Raw genomic sequence first — 17,085 nt, 5'->3', positions numbered from 1 at the left:
ACACACCTAAACCACGAAGGACTGCCCCATCGGTGGTCGCCTACGTGGTGGTGGCCTCGGTGCGGGAGTCGCGTCCCGTATTGCATAGTGTCACAGCCGGGGTGCATTGCAACCTGGCCTGACCCGACACAGTCAGCGGCGGCTATCCGCGCCGATGGAAGCATGATTCACGATATGTATCTGATGCGGGTTAAAACGCCTGCCGAGCCACTATCCCTGGCGAGCAGGCCTTTATCACCAAGGCAGAGACGCGCTGCAAACTATGGAATTAATTTCTCGTATTTTGGGTCTTTAAAGGTACTACTTTGCAAGCAAAGCTCGGACTGTGATCGAGCCACATGATTGCACCTGCAGCCGATTCACGGAGTTCCTTTTTTACGGAACAATCGGCACCAAAGGCCGGGCGCCCGCATCGCCAAATCGGAGAGACGATATGAAGGACCGCGTAAATGAATCAGTCAGTGCCCGCTACCGTTCGGTGTTTCGACCTGGCCTGTTTGACGGAAAAGTTGTGATGGTAACCGGTGCCGGAAGTGGCCTTGGTCGCTGCACGGCGCACGAGCTTACCTCGCTGGGCGCGACGCTGATCATGGTCGGACGGAATCCGGACAAATTGACTGCGGTTCGTGACGAGCTTAATGTGGACTATCCGGAAAGTGCAGACCGAATCGGCTTATATGCTTGCGATATTCGCGATGAAGCCAGCGTGAAACAGACGGTTGCGGCGGCTCTCGCGGACTTCGGCCACATCGATGGCCTGTTTAACTGTGCCGGTGGACAATTCCCGGCAAAGCTGGAAAAAATCTCACTGAATGGCTGGGACGCTGTAGTGCGTAACAACCTCCATGGGACATTCCTCATGTCGCGCGAGTGCTTTACCCAATGGATGGCGGGTCACGGTGGTGCGATCGTGAATATGCTGGCGGATATTTGGGGGGGCATGCCCGGGATGGGTCATTCGGGCGCCGCACGGGCGGGTGTCTGGAATTTGACCGAGACAGCAGCCTGTGAATGGGGGCATGCCGGCGTTCGGGTGAACGCCGTGGCGCCGGGGTGGATCGCCTCCGCAGGCATGGACAGCTATAACGAAGAATACCAGGCATTGCTTCGCAAACTGAAGCATAAAGTGCCGCTGCAACGTTTTGGTACCGAATCTGAGCTCGCGAGCGCTGCGATTTTCCTACTTTCGGAGGCATCGGCCTTCATTAACGGTACAGTGATCCGCGTGGACGGCGGGGTTCCCAACGCCCGACATTCCTGGCCGCTCGCCAACGCTGAGCGAGTCACCGAATATAACGGGTTCCCTCGCTACGAACCGCCTAAAGGGCTCCAGGATTAAGCACAGAGGTACTTCGATAGTTGGAGGCGGAGATGAAGCTAGAAGGACAGACGTACGAGAGTGTTACAGCGGACTTTGCGTGGAATATCCCTGCAAACTACAACATCGGTGTGGACGCCTGCGACAAATGGGCTGACGGTAGCGGGCGCGTTGCCCTCATTTATGAGGACCATGATGGGAAGGCTACGAAGTATTCGTTCGACCAGCTGAAATCGCTGTCGGGCCGTTTTGCAAATTCGCTTCTACGTCATGGTGCGCGCCGTGGTGACAGGGTCGCGATTTTCCTTCCTCAGTCTGCTGAAACGGCGATAGCGCATCTGGCTGTGTACAAAGCGGGCATGATTGCGGTTCCACTCTTTGCCTTGTTCGGCGTCGATGCTATTGAGCACCGCTTGGGCGACAGCGGCACCGTCGCGCTAATTACCGATCTTTCAGGCATCGAGAAATTACGGGACATCCGACAGTCGCTGCCAGAACTGCAAAGCATTTATAACGTCGACGGTGGGGAGGCGGGAACTCAAGCAGGGATTTATTCGTTCTGGGGCGAGTTGCAAGCTGCGTCCAGTGATTTCACACCCGTCGAAACGACGGCCGATGACCCCGCCGTCATTATTTATACGTCTGGAACTACCGGAAAATCTAAAGGGGCGCTTCATGCGCATCGGGTGCTGCTGGGACATCTTCCGGGCGTCGAGCTTTCACAGCAAGGATTTCCGACCGACGCGACCTTGATGTGGACCCCTGCTGATTGGGCCTGGATTGGGGGTCTCTTTGATGTCCTGCTCCCGGCGTGGCATCACGGCGTCCCGGTGCTCGCGAGGCGATTTGCGAAATTTGATGGAGAGGCGGCATTCGATCTGATGGAGCGTCACGGTGTATCGCATACGTTTCTTCCGCCGACAGCTTTGAAGATGATGCGTACTGTGGAGCGGCCGGAACGCTGGTCGTTGTCGCTTAAATCCGTTGCAAGCGGTGGTGAGACTTTGGGCGAGGAGCTGATCGAGTGGGGTAGGAACACGCTGGGTGTGACAATCAACGAGTTTTACGGTCAGACCGAGTGCAACGTCGTTCTCTCATCTTGCGCTGCCCTCTACGAGCCACGCATTGGCGCAATCGGTCGGTGCGTGCCGGGGCATCGCGTTAAGATCGTTGATGATGCGGGACAGGAGCAGCCACCCGGGACGATCGGGAATATCGGCGTCGAGAGCCCTGACCCTGTCATGTTCCTGGGCTACTGGCAGCATGAAGCAGCGACCCGCGAGAAGTATCGGGGCCGGTATCTCGTCACGGGAGATCTGGCGACCTGCGATGAGGATGGTTTCTTTCGCTTCGTCGGCCGCGACGACGACGTTATAACGAGCGCAGGATACCGCATCGGGCCCGGAGCAATTGAGGACTCTTTACTGCGCCACCCTGCTGTCTATATGGCTGCGGTTATTGGGGCGCCCGATAGTGCGCGCACAGAGATCGTGATGGCGTTTATCGTCCTCAACCCAGGGTTTGTCGGTGATGAAAATCTGGCGCGTGATATCCAGCAACATGTGAAAACCCGGCTTGCTGCTCACGAGTATCCTCGCGAAATTCGCTTCGTTGAAACCTTGCCAATGACCGCCACCGGTAAGGTAATGCGGAAGGAATTGCGTCTGCAAGTTGTCAGCGAAAATGGGACTTAGTCGTCCAGCGTACTCTCTGTTCCGAGCAGTCGAAACATCTAGGTACAGAGGAAATCATCGAGCTAAAAAGGCCACCTACAAACGCTTTCCTCGCTCAGCGTTTTACTGGCGCTCAAAGATGTGATGGGGGACGTCATAGAGATCTGACCGCTCGCGTAGCTGTCACGCGGTAGCTCGGGGAGTGGTCCCCGGGCGCATCGCCCACGTTGCAAACGCGTGTAGGCAACGCTCCGGTCGAGCGGATAAGCGTCTTGATTCCAACGGCCGGAGTCCGGCCAGTTTCGGTCACACAGGGCAGCGAACGTAGTGGCCAATTTGGGCCGGATTTCGGCCTCCCAACGGACCGCAGCATACGGCTTGGGCGGTTGCTTGCCGTATTCAGGGACCACACGGCGCGAAATCGACGTCTTTGCTCTCGATTACTCCGCCCGAGCGGCCAGGTGCCCTTTGCTTGCTCCAGTACATATTGGTGTGCCTGATCACGGCGTCCGGTGTCGGCGCGCCAGTTGTCGTCATGTCTTCAGTCGTATGGGCATCGCTGACCAGAGTGGCGTCATAGCCGCGCACGAGTGCGCCATGCAGGGTCGAGCGAACGCACATGTCCGTCTGCGCTCCGGTCACAATGAGTTTGCCTACGCCGAGCCTGGATAGAACCTGCTCTAGATCAGTGTCTTCAAACGCATCGCGATAACTTTTTTCGACAACCGCTTCCCCTGGCGCTGGAGCAAGTTCGGCAACAAACTGCCATGCTTCGCTGCCCTCCTTGAGGTCTTCGTCGGTGTGCTGGACCCAAACAACTGGCACGTGCGCGGTGCGTGCCCGCTCAATGAGCACGTTGACCGCGTCGAGCACTTCATTGCATCGATATGCGTTCGCGACGACTTCATTTTGAAGATCGATCACGACAAGTGCGGTGTTGGGGCGACCGGCTAACGTAGTCATGAGCAGAAACCTCTTGAGGAAAGAACGTATCTTAGCGGGATTTACAGCTCGCAATGCGACGGCAACCTTGAGGTGTTCACCGGACACTCGTACGTGGCACGCGAAGGTCCCTTGTGGGTCGAGATGTGCCTGACGCGTCGGGCAGCACGCGGCCGAGGCCGTGTGAAAACGCAAGCTAAAAGTAGCAGTCGAATAAATCGACCCTTCAGATCGCGCCATATCGGCTTGGCGGCACCTTGGGAAAGGTAAAACGACGCCCGAAAACCGAGTACTTTTCCGTTTTCACACGGCCTCGGCCGCACCCAGCCGAACGACCTTTCATCGGTCGAACCGGTACAGCGTCGCATTGCAGTCGTCGATGGGCAGAGAATGGACGACATATTTGCCGTCGGATAAAACGGGGACAACCTTTGCCCAGAACGCCGCTGCTCTCAAATTTTCCCTGACGTGCCATATCTGCCAACGGCCGGGGAATTTGCACAGCAAATCGGACACGACCCGCGTTCCCACACCTAGACCGCGATAACGCCGCGCTACGAAAAAGTAGCCGATATTGTGCTGCGCCCCTGCGGCATGAACCTCGTCGTCGACGATCACGAAACCGGCAATTTGGGCGTCAACAAGAATGAGAAGTGGAATCGTCGTTGGACTGGAAAGATACTCAAGCTTCGGACGGATAGCGAAGAACCCGTCTTCCGCAAACGAAAGCGGAACCCACTCGCTGAAGTCATAGTTATAAAACTGCATCAGGTTCACGATTAGCTGATGATCCGATTTCTCAGCCTGCTTCAATTCGATATGTGGCATGTGAAGACTCGATACGGACTGTGCGCGTTAGTGGCCCGATGGCAAAGCCTCTGCAGATTGTCGACGATTCATCCAGCAATGTCGAACGGCCGAAAGTGGCCGCGTAGTGCCTCATGCAAAGAGCATACGCGACCTGAGCCGCGTGAATCTCTGATCGGCGGCACGCGACCCACAAGGGACAGCCAGCTCACCTGAAAGCGGACATTAAGGCTGCCCTAACTGACCCAATGCGGGCAGATCGACAATGGCGGCAACAATATTTTTTCACCGCCCTCAAGCCCTGTTTATGGCAAGCTTTGTCCGCCCCCTCCCGAGATTGAACCGGAGAAACTATGAGTCTGCATACATACATGCTCTTTGTAGCCGCGAGTCTTGTTCTTTGTCTCGTGCCTGGTCCCGACATGTTGTTCATGCTTGGGCGAACAATTGCACAAGGACGTGCGGCAGGGCTATGTGCTGCGTTCGGAATTAATCTCGGCGCCTATGTGCATTTGCTCGCTGCGGTAACTGGTCTCTCGGCGCTTTTCTTGGCATCAGCAACGGCGTTCACCGCTGTAAAGTGGGTCGGTGCGGCTTATCTCATTTACCTTGGCTTGGGAGCATTGCGCTCCAAGGGAATTGCTCTCCCTGTCAGCGGTGATGCCAAGAAAAAAGCTTTACATCTCATCTTCTGGCAAGGCTTTCTCAGCGACGTCTTGAATCCGAAAGTCGCTCTGTTTTACATCGCATTGCTTCCTCAGTTCATGAGCGCACAAGACCCGAGTCCTGTGAAGCATCTCATTGCGTTAGGCGTGATTGGCAATATGGTCGGAATATCAACGAGTATCACCTACGTGTTTCTTGCGGCGAGAATGACAGGCGCACTTCGTCGTAACCAGGCTATTTCCGCATGGTTGACTAAGACCATGGGCGCCTTGTTTGTCGGGCTAGGTCTGAAGTTGGCAACAGAGAAAATTTGATGAAGCTAGCCAATTGTTGATGATCTGGTCCACGATGCCGAACGACTCAAACTGGCCGAGATGGAATGGACCGTCTGCATACAGTAATGCCAAATAAAAACCGGATGCGTGGTCGAAATCTGCAATAACGATAAGGACATGCGAAAGTATAGTGCCGGTTCCTGTTGAAGCGACGAGATAACGGCAATGGTCAATGATGCGCTTGCGCACCTTTGTTGCGGGCACATCGTTGTCGTCCAATCCAGTGCCGCGGGCGAATTATGCAATACGGATCGCATTGAAAGTTATTCGTTAGAAAATTCACACGCCATCGACTTCTTTTTGTCTCTATATCGTCATTGCCAACCTATAACTTCTCTCCGTCGTAATGCTTTGTAAGAGAGAGGCAGCGTCTCCACGCAGGGAGCTGCTCGTTGTTACCACACGCCACATTACCGCTTGCTCATCCGGGTAACGTCATGGAGGCGTTCGTGAAGAAAATTGCCAATGTAATTAGTACCCCAGCATTTAGAGGAGGCCTGCTTTGCAGCGCCGCTGCCTTCGCGCTTGCCGCGGCTATCTGGCCGGCAGTCGCGCAAAGCCAGCAGCAGGCCGCCGCAGCCGCGGTGAACACCGCGTCGCCGATCAAGCATGTCATCGTGGTGGTCGGCGAGAACCGCACGTTCGATCACGTATTCGGCGCTTACACGCCGCGCCGGGGGCAGACGGTGGCGAACCTGCTGTCGAAGGGCATCATCACGGCCGACGGCCGCCCAGGACCTAACTTCGCGCTAGCCGCGCAATACACGGCCAGCGCCACGGACCCGAAGCGCTTCGATATGGCGCCAAGCGGCAAACAGCCCTATACGGTGCTCCCGGCGCCGAATACCGGCGGTACGGCGAGCACGCCTAGCGATACCAGTCCGCCGCCGTTCGCCACACTCACAGTGGCTCAGGCTGCCGAGGGCGCCATGATTGAGCCCTGGGACGTCGTGCACCTGACTACCGGGGCGAGCGGCGTGCCGCAGCATAGCGTCGATACGCGCTTCGGCTCGAACACGTATAACCTGCCGAACGGACCGTACCAGATCTCGCGCGTCGGTCCCGACTATGATCAGTACATCAACAGCCCAGTGCACCGCTTCTACCAGAATTGGCAACAGGCCGATTGCAGCCTCGATCACGCCACGCTCGATAATCCGAGCGGTTGCCAGATGGATCTGTTCGCATGGGTCGAGACCTCGATTGGCGCCGGTTCGAACGGCAAGCCGCAGCCCGCGAATTTCAACGACGAGACCACCGGCGAAGGCGCAACCGCGCTCGGCTATTACAACGTGAATACAGGCGACATGCCGTACTTCACGCATCTTGCGCGCCAATTCACGATTAGCGACAACTATCACCAGCCGGTGATGGGCGGCACGGGCGCGAACAGCATCATGATCGGCACGGCTGACGCGCTCTACTACACGGACGGCAACGGCAATGCCGCGAAACCGCCCGCCGATCAGATCGAGAATCCGCTGCCGCAACCGGGCACCAACAACTACTACACGCAGGACGGCTATTCGGGCGGCACGTATACCAACTGCTCGGACAGTCATCAGCCCGGCGCCGGCACGCTGCGCCACTATCTGGACCGCTTGCCGTACAAGCCGGACGCGAAGTGCGAGCCGAACACGTATTACCTGCTGAACAACTACAACCCCGGCTACAACGGGGACGGCACGGTGAATACAAATACGTTCACGATCCCGCCGTCGCCGGTGCGCACGATCGCCGATACGCTGATCGAGAAGAGCATCTCGTGGAAGTACTACGGCGAAGGCTGGAATACGTTTGTCAAGACGCCGGCCACGAGTGTCTACTGCAATATCTGCAACCCGTTCCTGTATGAAACCGCGATCATGACGAACCCCGCGCTAGTCAGTGCGCATCTGCAGGACACGACCGATCTGTACGCGGACATTGCGAATGGCACGCTGCCGGCGGTTTCGTTCGTGAAGCCGGGCGGCCTGCTCGACGGGCACCCGGAGTCGTCGAAGTTCGGGCTTTTTGAATCGTTCGTGCACAAGCTGATCGAGAAGGTACAGCGCGACCCGAGCCTGTGGGCTTCGACGGCGATCCTGGTCACGACCGACGAAGGCGGCGGCTACTACGACTCAGGCTACATCCAGCCGCTCGATTACTTCGGCGACGGCCCGCGCATTCCGATGATCGTCGTGTCGGCATACTCGCGCGGCGGCCGTGTCGTGCATCAGTACTCGGATCACGCGTCGATCCTGAAGTTCATCGAACGCAACTGGCATCTAAAGCCGATCACGCAGAGAAGCCGCGACAATCTGCCGAATCCGATCCAGCTGCAGACGCATCCGTATGTGCCGGTCAATTCGCCCGCAATCGGTGATCTGTTCGACGCGTTCGAGTTTCCGCGCACGCCGTAACGGCGTGGCATGGCGGGCAGGGCCGAACCGGCTCTGCCGATCTGGAGGGTTTCACCGCGCAGGGGACACATTGTGGTCGCGGTTCAAGCAGTAAGCTGGACGGAGTTGCAAGAAATCTGAAGACAAAGAACTTACAATCGGCCGCGCAATGTGCTCACTCACGGCACGGTGAGCCATATAGAATTTGTTTATGCCACCGATGGCAGGGATGAGACGGCAACAGGAAGTTGAACTGGCGACAGTGACACCCGCATCGGGGCGGCCACGATCATCTGGCTTCTCGTCAGCGGACAATTGCCGAAGACACGTCTGCGCCCTCAGTGAACGTCTGCAACTGCCAATAAGCGGCACGCGACCTGGCGTGGACGGATGGCCGTTAGACTTCGAGGAACGATGTTGCGATGGCAAAAGTCGGAACGGCGGTTCAGGGTCCGTCTACGGAACTTCGTCGTCGTACAAAGCCCAGCCAACCGTGGTCGTTCGGCACTGTCGGTTAGATCGTGGAGAATCGACTGCATCCTTCCAGAGGAGGTGCCATGCATATCGAGCCATTTCAAATTTGCGTGTCCGATGTTGAGATCGCCGACTTGCGCCGGCGTTTGCGCGACAGTCGGTGGGCATCCGCGACACCTTCCGGGCCGTGGCAACAGGGCACAGACACCACATGGCTGCGCGAATTGGTGAAGTACTGGGCCGACAGTTTTGATTGGAGGGCCGCGGAACGCGGTCTGAACCAGCAGCCTCAGTTTATGGCCAACGTGAACGGTCAGCGTGTGCACTTCGTTCATCAGCGTGGTGTTGGACCGCGGCCATACCCGGTGGTCGTCACGCATGGGTGGCCCGGATCGTTCTTCGAATTTCGTGAGCTGGCGGATCGTTTGCGCGACCCGGCTGCATTCGGTGCGGACCCGAACGATGCCTTCGACGTCGTTATTCCGTCACTGCCGGGCTTTGCATTTTCGCCGGCACCTGCCGCCGCTGGTACTTCGGCGTTTCAGGTAGCCGATCTGTGGGCGTCGCTGATGCGTGGTCTTGGCTACCAGCGATTTGGCGCTCAGGGTGGTGATCTGGGCGCGGGGGTGTCGGTCGTGCTTGCCTCGCGCCACTCCCAGGTAGTCGATGGAATTCATCTAAACTTTCTACCGACATCGTACGAACCAGCAATTGACGCCGCTGATTCGCCGCTTACCATCCCAGAACAAAACTACCTTCGAGAGAAAGGCGAGTGGGCTGCGCTCGAGGGCGGTTATGCGCATATGCACGCCACGAGGCCGCAAACTCTGGCCGCGTCGCTTAACGACTCGCCGGCCGGGCTGGCCGCGTGGATCGGCGAGAAGTTTCGCGCCTGGAGCGATTGCGACGGGGTTATCGAGGGGCGATTTTCGAAAGATGAGTTGCTTACCAACCTGTCGCTCTACTGGTACACCCAGAGCATTGGTACCGCAATTCAAATGTACTGGGAAAACCGGTTGCAACCCCTGCGTTTCACCCCAGGACAACGGGTATTGCCGCCGGTGAGCTTTGCACACTTTCCGAAAGAGATTAACCACCCCCCACGCGAATGGCTGGAACGAGTATTCAATATCGCGCAATGGACCGACATGCCGCGCGGTGGCCATTTCGCGGCAATGGAAGAACCTGAACTCCTCGCGGCCGACATTCGCAGCTTTTTCAGGCGCTTTCGGCACTGAGTTCGTTGAAGAATCGACCTTAAGCGGACGCGATCTGCGTTTCGCGATGGTCCGCTGGTCGAGACGATGAAGGTCGTTCGAGGTTGACCGCGGTTTGTCATCGGACCGCGGTCGGCCACAAGCGGTCAATCGACCTGCGTCGCGAAAGCGGTCAGTCACAACGGCTATGAACCAGGGCGATATTCGCGTCGCTGATGCGCGAGTGAGAGGCAACCATGGCAAGAATGACCGGCAGTTGGGCAGGTTTTGCAAAATGGTGGTCGAAACCCGACCGAAGGCTTAGCTCCCTTTCGACCTGCGATGACAAACCGGACACCGCGACAAGCAGTGGTGAGGGGTTGCAGCTACGGCGCCTGATCTCCCGAGCCACTTTCCGACCGTCGAGTCGAGGCATCTGAATGTCGAGGATAACGAATGCCGGAAGCCACCGACAGTACTCGGCCAGCGCATCGACTCCGTCTTGAGCGGCCCGAACCTCGTAGCCGTGAATCTCGAAATAGTGGACGTATGCGGCGAGCAAGCCAGGGTCATAATCTGCGACAAGTAAGTGGTGAGCTTGGCCTGGGAACATTGCGTTTCTCCCGACTGTGCCTGCCGGGACGCAATTGGCAGACCCGAGGCGGTCATTCGTAAGATTTCCGCGTAGTATGGGTCCGGTATAGACGTTCAATTCACGGCTCATTGCCACTATTCGAGGCGCGCATGCGACTGGCCGACTTCCTTTTGCGGAACATGGAAGCGATCCTCTCGCAATGGGAGGCATTCGCGTGCACGCTGTTGCCGGCTGCCGCAAATCTGAAATCGCCCGCTTTACGCGACCATGCGCAACAGATCCTGGAGGCGATCGCGAAGGATCTGTCCGCCGCCCAGACAAGAAACGCACAAGTCGAAAAATCACAAGGACGCGCGCCAGTAATAGTCGACGCTCCAGAAACCGCGGCACAAACACACGCGATCCTGCGGGCACGCAGCGGTTTCGACATCAAGCAATTGACAGCGGAATACCGAGCGCTCCGCGCCAGTGTCCTTCGGCTATGGATGGACCACTGCCCGAGCAACGAACTGGAATTGGACGATGTCATCCGGTTCAACGAAGCCATCGACCAGGCACTGGCTGAATCAGTCGGCCTTTTCAGCAAGCAAGTGGACCAGGCTCGCAACCTGTTTCTCGGAATGCTCGGGCACGATATGCGCAGCCCGCTCCAGACCATTCAGATGACCGCATCGTATCTCGTCGGGTTGAATGCCGGAGAGAGAGTGACGGGTGCTGCGAGTCGCCTGATCCGAAGCGGCGCCCGCATGCAGTCTCTTCTCGACGATCTCAGCGATTTCAACCGGACGAAGCTCGGTCTTGGCATCAATATAGTTCCGACCCATGTGGACCTGGCTGCCGTATTTCGCGACGAACTGGACCAGCTTCGCGCGATACATCCTGATCGCCAGCTGGATCTGACGATACAGGGGAAATGTGACGGTGTCTGGGACGGCCCACGTTTGCAGCAATTGCTCGGAAATCTCGTTCTGAATGCCGTCAAGTACGGGGCATCGACTACACCGGTGCGGGTCATTGTGACCGGTAAGGAGGCCGATATTCATATCGCTGTCTTGAATAGCGGCGCTACGATTGGGCCGGCAGCTATGGAGCAGCTTTTTGAGCCTTTGAGGCGCGGTGTGGATCAAAGTGAAGGATACAACGATGACAGTCACCTCGGCCTCGGACTGTACATCGTGCGCGAAATCGCGAAGGCTCACGGAGGCGAGATCGAAGTTCGCTCTGAAAATGACGAAACCGTGTTTGCCGTACGACTGCCACGCGGCGAATAGCGTCTCCTCCTGCCGCTACACAAGGGCAGAAGGTAGTCCACGTAAATAGCGGCTTTCCACCGACGCACGGATCGGTTAATCGAATTCACCTGGAGTTCAGCGCCACCCGCCAATTTTCCCGTGGAGCCATGGTGCAAGCCGGCATGGCAGGTCAGACGGCGGAATTTTCTCGATGGGCACGGTGCATGCTGCATCAGAATCGGCAACGCGTTGCCATGCGCGGCATTCTCGCAGCGCATCCGCCAGGGCGCTCGCTCTGAGACCCGGGCGCCCACTGTTGGGTGCGGACGACCATGTGGTTGGCCCGCTGTCCGGATTGATCGATGGTCATGTGCGACTCTGCACGGGTACAGGGACATTAATGGTCCCCGTCTGTGCCCGTGCGGGATTGCTGCGGCCAATCACCGGAGAAGTCTCATGTTCATTCACAACAAACGCCTTCAATACACCGTGCGCGTCGCGGCGCCGAACCCAGGTCTTGCGAATCTGCTGCTCGAGCAATTTGGTGGTCCCCAAGGAGAACTCGGCGCCGCCTGCAGATACTTTACCCAGGCCGTTGGCGAGGATGATCCTGGCCGCAAGGATCTGTTGTTCGATATCGCGACCGAAGAATTGAGTCATCTGGAAATTGTCGGCTCGATCGTCGCGATGCTGAACAAAAGCGCGAAGGGCCAGTTGGCCGAAGCCGTTGAAGCCGAGGCAGAGTTGTACCGTTCGATGACTGGTGGGGGAAACGACTCGCACACCACGGCTTTACTCTACGGAGGTGGCCCGGCCTTGACGAATTCGGCCGGTGTGCCGTGGTGCGCCGCGTATGTCGACACGATTGGCGATCCGACGGCCGATCTGCGTTCGAATATCGCCGCCGAGGCTCGCGCGAAGATTGTCTATGAACGGCTCATCAACGTCACAGATGACCCGGGTATCAAGGAAACGCTCGGGTTTCTGATGACGCGAGAAATCGCTCACCAGAAATCGTTCGAGAAAGCGTTACATTCGATTCAGCCAAACTTTCCGCAGGGCAAGCTTCCCGGCGTGCCGGAATACACCAGCGTGTACTACAAAATGTCGCAAGGTGATGATGTGACGCGCGGGCCATGGAACGAAGGTCCGGACTGGCAGTTCGTTGACTCTCCGGAGCCGGCGGTGGATGGCGGAGACGGGAGCGCCACGGTAAATGTATCGAAGGGGGATGTGAAGGTGCTTCAGGCAATGGCATCGAGAACGGCCTCGGATGCAAAGTCCGATCCGACGACAGGTGCTGACCTTGGCGCGGGGCAGGCCGCCTGACCCTGTTGGCAGATGCGCGGCTGTCAGAATGGCCGCGCATCGGGCGCGTAGCGGCCTGTCGTGAATGTCTCTTTCGAAACAGTCAAAGGGCTGCTTTGGGTCGACTCCTGTCTTAAGCTTCGCTCGCAAACGGCCATTCGTTGAGCGCGGGACTCGATGGGCTGCGGATGCAGCTGGTGCGCCGACGAGTTCGGTTGCTTCCTGGCCGGGCAAAAGACATGCGAGTTACCACCACTGCGCGTGATGGCGAATGTCCGCTTCGACACGACCTGTCTGGCAACCATCGCCAAGGGTGGTTCGATGCCAGGTTTTCGTCTATACGACTGTCTGTACGAAGTGGTGCGGGCGGGCGTCAGACAAGGCGCGATGGAGGGATTCGCGGAGTCCTTCGCTGCGGTCGGAGTCTGGCGCCGCTATGGCGATTGAAGAGGCTGGCGTGGCTCATCAAGCGCCGGTTCTGGCTCACATGAGAATCGCTCGTGCAGCGCTGCGAAAGGTATTCGGCGTTTCGGGCTTAACCTTTGATTGAACCACGCCGTTTTTGCTCAACGTTCAGTCATAGTGGCGATGTTTGTGATGGCGCTTGTCCGGTCGGTAGCCGCGGGCATAGTCGTCCGCGTACGAATTGGACCGCGACATGTTACCGCCAAGCGCTGAACCCGCGCCGCCACCCAGGGCCGCGCCGACGAGGCCGCCCGTGCGGCCGCCCATCGCATTGCCTGCCGCTGTACCGGCACCGCCCCCGAGCGCCCCACCGATGATGGCGCCCGTGCGTTCCCTGCGGTTTGACGTGACTGCACCGCCGGCGCCGCCGCCGACTGCACCGCCAATGACGGAACCCGTGCTGCCGCCTACTGCGCCACCCAAGGCAGCGCCGGCTACGCCGCCGAGCGCACCGCCAAGGGCATTGTTCATATCACCGGCCACCGCCGGTAACGACGCTGCTGTGCTGAGCGCTGCAATGGCAACAATCTGGAAGATTCTCTTCGACATAAAAGGTCTTTAGTTTTTGGGACGGCGCTGAGTATAACCGCCCTCCGAAAGGTTTTTGTAACTCGTCATTCGGACCTCGGTAAGAGGTGTAACAAAATGATCCGATAGTTTTTTAGTGAAACGCTTTCGGCACCATTGGTGTCAGGCTGCAGTCGGCCGATCGACATCGGTGCCTGGATCGCCGACAATCAGGCATCGTCAGATGCAATTTTGATCAAACTGAGAGGCGGCGATCTTGCGAATGGGAACCATATGTGACAAAGAAAGTTTCGAATACTCGCTGCGTAATTTCTTGCAGTAGCTCAATATCTTGACGATGGAACCGGTCATACCGACAAACCGCTTGGGCGCTACTGCAAGCGCTTGAGTCCGCCGCGGCTAGCAATCGGGCATATTTTTCTAGCCTATGAACCGAGCGTTGTAATCCTTCAGAACTGCTACGAGTGACGCTTAATGCCACTTCTAGCCACCGCAGAAATTTCGACATCGAATGGCCGCTGTCGGGCAGTGCATCTGTCCGTAACGGGGCGCGTGCTGACTGTCGCGAGAACACTAGGGCTCGATCAACGTGCGATCGGCGACCAGCGCGCGAATGCCGAGAAATCCTTCGGCTTCTCCGCAGGCCAATACTGCCAAACACGCTTTCCCGGTCCGGACCGGAAGCCGACTGGATTCCTTATGCGCCGCTGCCGTACGGCTGCGTGATGATCTCGAGATTGTGGCCGCTCGGATCTTCGAAATACGTGCCTCGACCGCCATCATTCGTATTGATCTCGCCCTGCCGGCGGTGAAAGGGATCCGCCCAGTAGGGCAATCCGCGGCTCTGTATTCGCGCAAGAATGCAATCGAACTCCGTCTCGCTCACCAGAAACGCATAGTGTTCCGGCCGCGTTTGATGATCATCACTGTAGAAGTCCAGCGTGACGCCGTTTTCCAGTTGCACGGCAAGGAACGGCCCGAATGGCTTCGGCTCGGGAAGTCCGAGTATTTCTGCGAGAAATCCCGCCGATGCATCCCTGTTCCGCGCGTACACGATAGTGTGATTAAGCGTGATGCTCATGTTCGCTACTCTCCTTTCGCCGCTTGCGTGACAGTGCCTGCTCACGGTGCCGGCCGGCATCATCGCCCAACCGGCACGCCCGCCCTCGCGCAACCGCTGAACATTGCGCCAATTAGTGCGGCTGACCGATGCATGCATCGGCAATGTCGACGATCGGCTCGCTATCGGCGTGGGCTTCGGGAAAGCGATCGACACATTTGATCTGTCGTAGCGTCCACCATGTGCCTGGCGGATCGTGGCCGAGCCACATCACCGTCGCGGCCGCTTTGGTTCGAAGCCTCCATCGCTGCCAGTCGGCGCCCGTTGGTGAAAAATGGCCCTGACTGTCGGTGTATTGGCCCGGGTCCAGATCGTAGCGTTTCAGGTAGGCCGGATTTAGGCGCTCATCGAGCGTAACCTGCCCACCATGGGCGATGCGCGCCCGTTCCCGTGTCTCGTCCTGGCTGAAATCGCTCACCGCGCGGCTGACGACCGACAACTCGAACAGCAGCGCTGCGCCAGTTGCCAGACATGTCGCGGCAATGCAGAGTACGAGCACCCAAAGAATCCGCCGTCCGACTGTCAGTGTGCGTGCCATCAAATCCCTTGGCCTCGCAATGTGATGAAAAGAAATCTTGCCGTTCCAGCGCGGAATTTCAGCAGACGTTTCCGCTCCCCTCTTCAAACGATACAACTTCACGTGCCGGTGGTCCAGACTGACCGCTGCGATGTTCCAGGGCCTCGACACGGCGGCAATATGAACTGAAGTGGCCTGCGTCAGGAAACCATGCAATGGTGAGCGCCAACGTGGAGTGGTGCCGCGGATATTGCATCGGAACATGCCGAAGCGACGGCGACCAGCGATTCGTCAGGCGAGCCAGCTTCATTTCGAACCGATGTGTGCGCGAGCTCAGACTTTGATGGCCGATTAGGCCGAGGGCTAAATTAGTTGCGCGGTTCCCGGCCGGCATTCTGTCGCATCACATTGCAAATGGCGGCTCCCGCGCTGACCTTCAGAAGCCGCTGCCGAATCCATTTGTCTCAAACACGACGGGAGGCGTCGCCGCTTCGTTGACATGCAAACGGAAGATGTCCGGACGCGAGTAGTGACCCGCGACGTCAAAGTCATATTTCGCCCGGGCAAGGTCGTTGAGGTCAAGATCGGCCACGAGCAATGCATCCTGCTCAAAGATTGGGCCGGCAATGAGCTCGCCAAGCGGGCTGACGATGCAGCTTCCACCGCTCATCAGCACAGTGGACGGATCGTTACCCTGGATTGCGGCATAGTCGGTTGGGCAATCCGATCGGCGCAGGTGCTGGCAGGCTGACAATACAAAGCAACGACCCTCCAAGGCAACATGCTGCATGGAGGAAGCCCATGTCGGCCGGCTGTCAGCGGTGGGGGCGCAGTAAATCTGAACACCCTTGGCGTACATCGCCATACGCAATAATGGCATGTAGTTTTCCCAGCAAATGACTGCGCCAAGCCTGCCGAACGGCGTGTCGAAAACCGGGAGGGTCGACCCATCGCCATAGCCCCAGATCAGCCTCTCGCCGGCGGTCGGCATCAGCTTGCGATGCTTGCCGAGCATCGTACCGTCCGGACCATAAAACAACGCAGTGCAATACAACGTGCCGTGGTCCCGCTCGATTACGCCGATCACGATGTATTGCTTGTGGTCGGCGGCAACCTCGCCCAACCGGCGGGTGCCGGGACTTGGCACTTCTACCGCGCTGTCATAGTAACGACGATAGTCCTCGCGTCCGGCAGCGGTCCTTCCACCAATTGTCGAGCCGAAATCGAGTCCCTTTGGATAAGCTGAGACGAATGCTTCGGGAAATACGATAAGTTGAGTTCCTTGTCGCGCGGCGTCTGCGGTGAACGTCGCGACTTTATCGATGGTTCTGTCCGCATCGAAGACGACGGATCCCGATTGCACAACCGCAGCACGTAATTTCTGTTGCATCAGAATTCTCCGCTAAATGTAAGGGCTTGCTATCGGGAACGCTCCGGCTTGCCCGCTCATTGCAAGCCCAGTCGCGTAACTCATGTGAGCCGGCGGAGTCCGTCAGTCGCAACTAATTTGAGGTGGAAAATTCGTTGA

At 57.9% G+C, this 17,085-nt stretch carries 16 protein-coding genes and 1 pseudogene; 9 read left to right on the top strand and 8 right to left on the bottom strand.

Features of this window, described 5'->3' with window-relative positions; genetic code table 11:
- Positions 1 to 144: 144 nt before the first annotated feature.
- The 3 genes and pseudogenes from AYM40_RS40935 to AYM40_RS32785 form a co-directional block, all read left to right on the top strand.
- Positions 145 to 272: pseudogene (locus tag AYM40_RS40935) on the top strand (ABC transporter permease); the annotation flags it as partial.
- Positions 273 to 433: 161 nt separating this feature from the next.
- Positions 434 to 1,339, top strand: coding sequence for an SDR family oxidoreductase (locus AYM40_RS32790; protein WP_063500129.1), 906 nt, complete (start codon positions 434 to 436; stop codon positions 1,337 to 1,339).
- A gap of 32 nt (positions 1,340 to 1,371) precedes the next feature.
- Entirely contained in the window at positions 1,372 to 3,012 is a 1,641-nt protein-coding gene (locus AYM40_RS32785) for an acyl-CoA synthetase (protein ID WP_063500128.1), read from the top strand.
- A 378-nt stretch (positions 3,013 to 3,390) separates the two neighbouring features.
- Here AYM40_RS32785 and AYM40_RS32780 read toward each other — a convergent pair whose 3' ends face one another.
- Positions 3,391 to 4,041, bottom strand: a complete 651-nt coding sequence (locus AYM40_RS32780; protein ID WP_236721018.1) for a cysteine hydrolase family protein — start codon at positions 4,039 to 4,041, stop codon at positions 3,391 to 3,393.
- Between the two features lie 231 nt (positions 4,042 to 4,272).
- Positions 4,273 to 4,761, bottom strand: coding sequence for a GNAT family N-acetyltransferase (locus AYM40_RS32775; protein WP_063500126.1), 489 nt, complete (start codon positions 4,759 to 4,761; stop codon positions 4,273 to 4,275).
- A gap of 332 nt (positions 4,762 to 5,093) precedes the next feature.
- Between AYM40_RS32775 and AYM40_RS32770 the strand changes: the two genes are divergently transcribed.
- Positions 5,094 to 5,720, top strand: coding sequence for a LysE family translocator (locus AYM40_RS32770; RefSeq protein ID WP_063500125.1), 627 nt, complete (start codon positions 5,094 to 5,096; stop codon positions 5,718 to 5,720).
- On the opposite strand, the gene AYM40_RS40930 is transcribed toward AYM40_RS32770, so the two are convergent.
- Positions 5,688 to 5,960, bottom strand: a complete 273-nt coding sequence (locus AYM40_RS40930) for a hypothetical protein (protein WP_148662376.1) — start codon at positions 5,958 to 5,960, stop codon at positions 5,688 to 5,690. The genes AYM40_RS32770 and AYM40_RS40930 overlap by 33 nt on opposite strands.
- Positions 5,961 to 6,178: 218 nt before the next feature.
- On the opposite strand from AYM40_RS40930, the gene AYM40_RS32765 reads away from it, so the two are divergent.
- Positions 6,179 to 8,143, top strand: a complete 1,965-nt coding sequence (locus AYM40_RS32765) for an alkaline phosphatase family protein (protein ID WP_082855430.1) — start codon at positions 6,179 to 6,181, stop codon at positions 8,141 to 8,143.
- Between the two features lie 536 nt (positions 8,144 to 8,679).
- Positions 8,680 to 9,834: an epoxide hydrolase family protein gene (locus tag AYM40_RS32760; protein WP_063500124.1), complete on the top strand. Its 1,155-nt coding sequence runs from the start codon at positions 8,680 to 8,682 to the stop codon at positions 9,832 to 9,834.
- Positions 9,835 to 9,985: 151 nt separating this feature from the next.
- Here the strand turns inward: AYM40_RS32760 and AYM40_RS32755 are convergent, their stop codons facing one another.
- Positions 9,986 to 10,405: a response regulator gene (locus AYM40_RS32755; protein ID WP_063500123.1), complete on the bottom strand. Its 420-nt coding sequence runs from the start codon at positions 10,403 to 10,405 to the stop codon at positions 9,986 to 9,988.
- Between the two features lie 131 nt (positions 10,406 to 10,536).
- Here AYM40_RS32755 and AYM40_RS32750 point away from each other — a divergent pair, with 131 nt between their 5' ends.
- The 3 genes from AYM40_RS32750 (at position 10,537) to AYM40_RS32740 (ending at position 13,374) form a co-directional block, all read left to right on the top strand.
- Positions 10,537 to 11,658: a sensor histidine kinase gene (locus AYM40_RS32750; protein ID WP_063500122.1), complete on the top strand. Its 1,122-nt coding sequence runs from the start codon at positions 10,537 to 10,539 to the stop codon at positions 11,656 to 11,658.
- Positions 11,659 to 12,075: 417 nt separating this feature from the next.
- A complete protein-coding gene (locus AYM40_RS32745; protein WP_063500121.1) occupies positions 12,076 to 12,948 on the top strand; it encodes a manganese catalase family protein in 873 nt (290 codons plus the stop codon).
- Between the two features lie 240 nt (positions 12,949 to 13,188).
- On the top strand, positions 13,189 to 13,374 hold the full coding sequence (locus tag AYM40_RS32740) for a hypothetical protein (protein ID WP_148662375.1): 186 nt from the start codon (positions 13,189 to 13,191) through the stop codon (positions 13,372 to 13,374).
- Between the two features lie 126 nt (positions 13,375 to 13,500).
- Here AYM40_RS32740 and AYM40_RS32735 read toward each other — a convergent pair whose 3' ends face one another.
- The 4 genes from AYM40_RS32735 to AYM40_RS32720 form a co-directional block, all read right to left on the bottom strand.
- Positions 13,501 to 13,941 carry a hypothetical protein gene (locus AYM40_RS32735; protein ID WP_063500119.1) on the bottom strand — a complete coding sequence of 147 codons (441 nt, stop codon included), beginning with the start codon at positions 13,939 to 13,941 and terminating at the stop codon, positions 13,501 to 13,503.
- 676 nt (positions 13,942 to 14,617) lie between these two features.
- Positions 14,618 to 15,001 carry a VOC family protein gene (locus tag AYM40_RS32730; RefSeq protein ID WP_063500118.1) on the bottom strand — a complete coding sequence of 128 codons (384 nt, stop codon included), beginning with the start codon at positions 14,999 to 15,001 and terminating at the stop codon, positions 14,618 to 14,620.
- 112 nt (positions 15,002 to 15,113) lie between these two features.
- Positions 15,114 to 15,578, bottom strand: coding sequence for a hypothetical protein (locus AYM40_RS32725; protein WP_063500859.1), 465 nt, complete (start codon positions 15,576 to 15,578; stop codon positions 15,114 to 15,116).
- A gap of 415 nt (positions 15,579 to 15,993) precedes the next feature.
- The gene (locus AYM40_RS32720) at positions 15,994 to 16,947 is read right to left on the bottom strand and encodes a carbon-nitrogen hydrolase family protein (RefSeq protein WP_063500117.1); all 954 of its coding nucleotides are present in this window, start codon (positions 16,945 to 16,947) and stop codon (positions 15,994 to 15,996) included.
- Positions 16,948 to 17,085: the final 138 nt, after the last annotated feature.

It is taken from the genome of Paraburkholderia phytofirmans OLGA172 (assembly GCF_001634365.1).
In the GTDB taxonomy this organism is placed as follows: Bacteria; Pseudomonadota; Gammaproteobacteria; order Burkholderiales; family Burkholderiaceae; genus Paraburkholderia.
This window is presented reverse-complemented; position numbering and strand designations above follow the sequence as displayed.

Excerpts from the sequence above, each read along its gene's own strand:
- AYM40_RS32790 (WP_063500129.1), top strand. The coding sequence starts at position 434 with ATGAAGGACCGCGTAAATGAATCAGTCAGTGCCCGCTACCGTTCGGTG.
- AYM40_RS32785 (WP_063500128.1), top strand. The coding sequence starts at position 1,372 with ATGAAGCTAGAAGGACAGACGTACGAGAGTGTTACAGCGGACTTTGCG.
- AYM40_RS32775 (WP_063500126.1), bottom strand. The coding sequence starts at position 4,761 with ATGCCACATATCGAATTGAAGCAGGCTGAGAAATCGGATCATCAGCTA.
- AYM40_RS32770 (WP_063500125.1), top strand. The coding sequence starts at position 5,094 with ATGAGTCTGCATACATACATGCTCTTTGTAGCCGCGAGTCTTGTTCTT.
- AYM40_RS32765 (WP_082855430.1), top strand. The coding sequence starts at position 6,179 with ATGGAGGCGTTCGTGAAGAAAATTGCCAATGTAATTAGTACCCCAGCA.
- AYM40_RS32760 (WP_063500124.1), top strand. The coding sequence starts at position 8,680 with ATGCATATCGAGCCATTTCAAATTTGCGTGTCCGATGTTGAGATCGCC.
- AYM40_RS32755 (WP_063500123.1), bottom strand. The coding sequence starts at position 10,405 with ATGTTCCCAGGCCAAGCTCACCACTTACTTGTCGCAGATTATGACCCT.
- AYM40_RS32750 (WP_063500122.1), top strand. The coding sequence starts at position 10,537 with ATGCGACTGGCCGACTTCCTTTTGCGGAACATGGAAGCGATCCTCTCG.
- AYM40_RS32745 (WP_063500121.1), top strand. The coding sequence starts at position 12,076 with ATGTTCATTCACAACAAACGCCTTCAATACACCGTGCGCGTCGCGGCG.
- AYM40_RS32735 (WP_063500119.1), bottom strand. The coding sequence starts at position 13,941 with ATGTCGAAGAGAATCTTCCAGATTGTTGCCATTGCAGCGCTCAGCACA.
- AYM40_RS32730 (WP_063500118.1), bottom strand. The coding sequence starts at position 15,001 with ATGAGCATCACGCTTAATCACACTATCGTGTACGCGCGGAACAGGGAT.
- AYM40_RS32725 (WP_063500859.1), bottom strand. The coding sequence starts at position 15,578 with ATGGCACGCACACTGACAGTCGGACGGCGGATTCTTTGGGTGCTCGTA.
- AYM40_RS32720 (WP_063500117.1), bottom strand. The coding sequence starts at position 16,947 with ATGCAACAGAAATTACGTGCTGCGGTTGTGCAATCGGGATCCGTCGTC.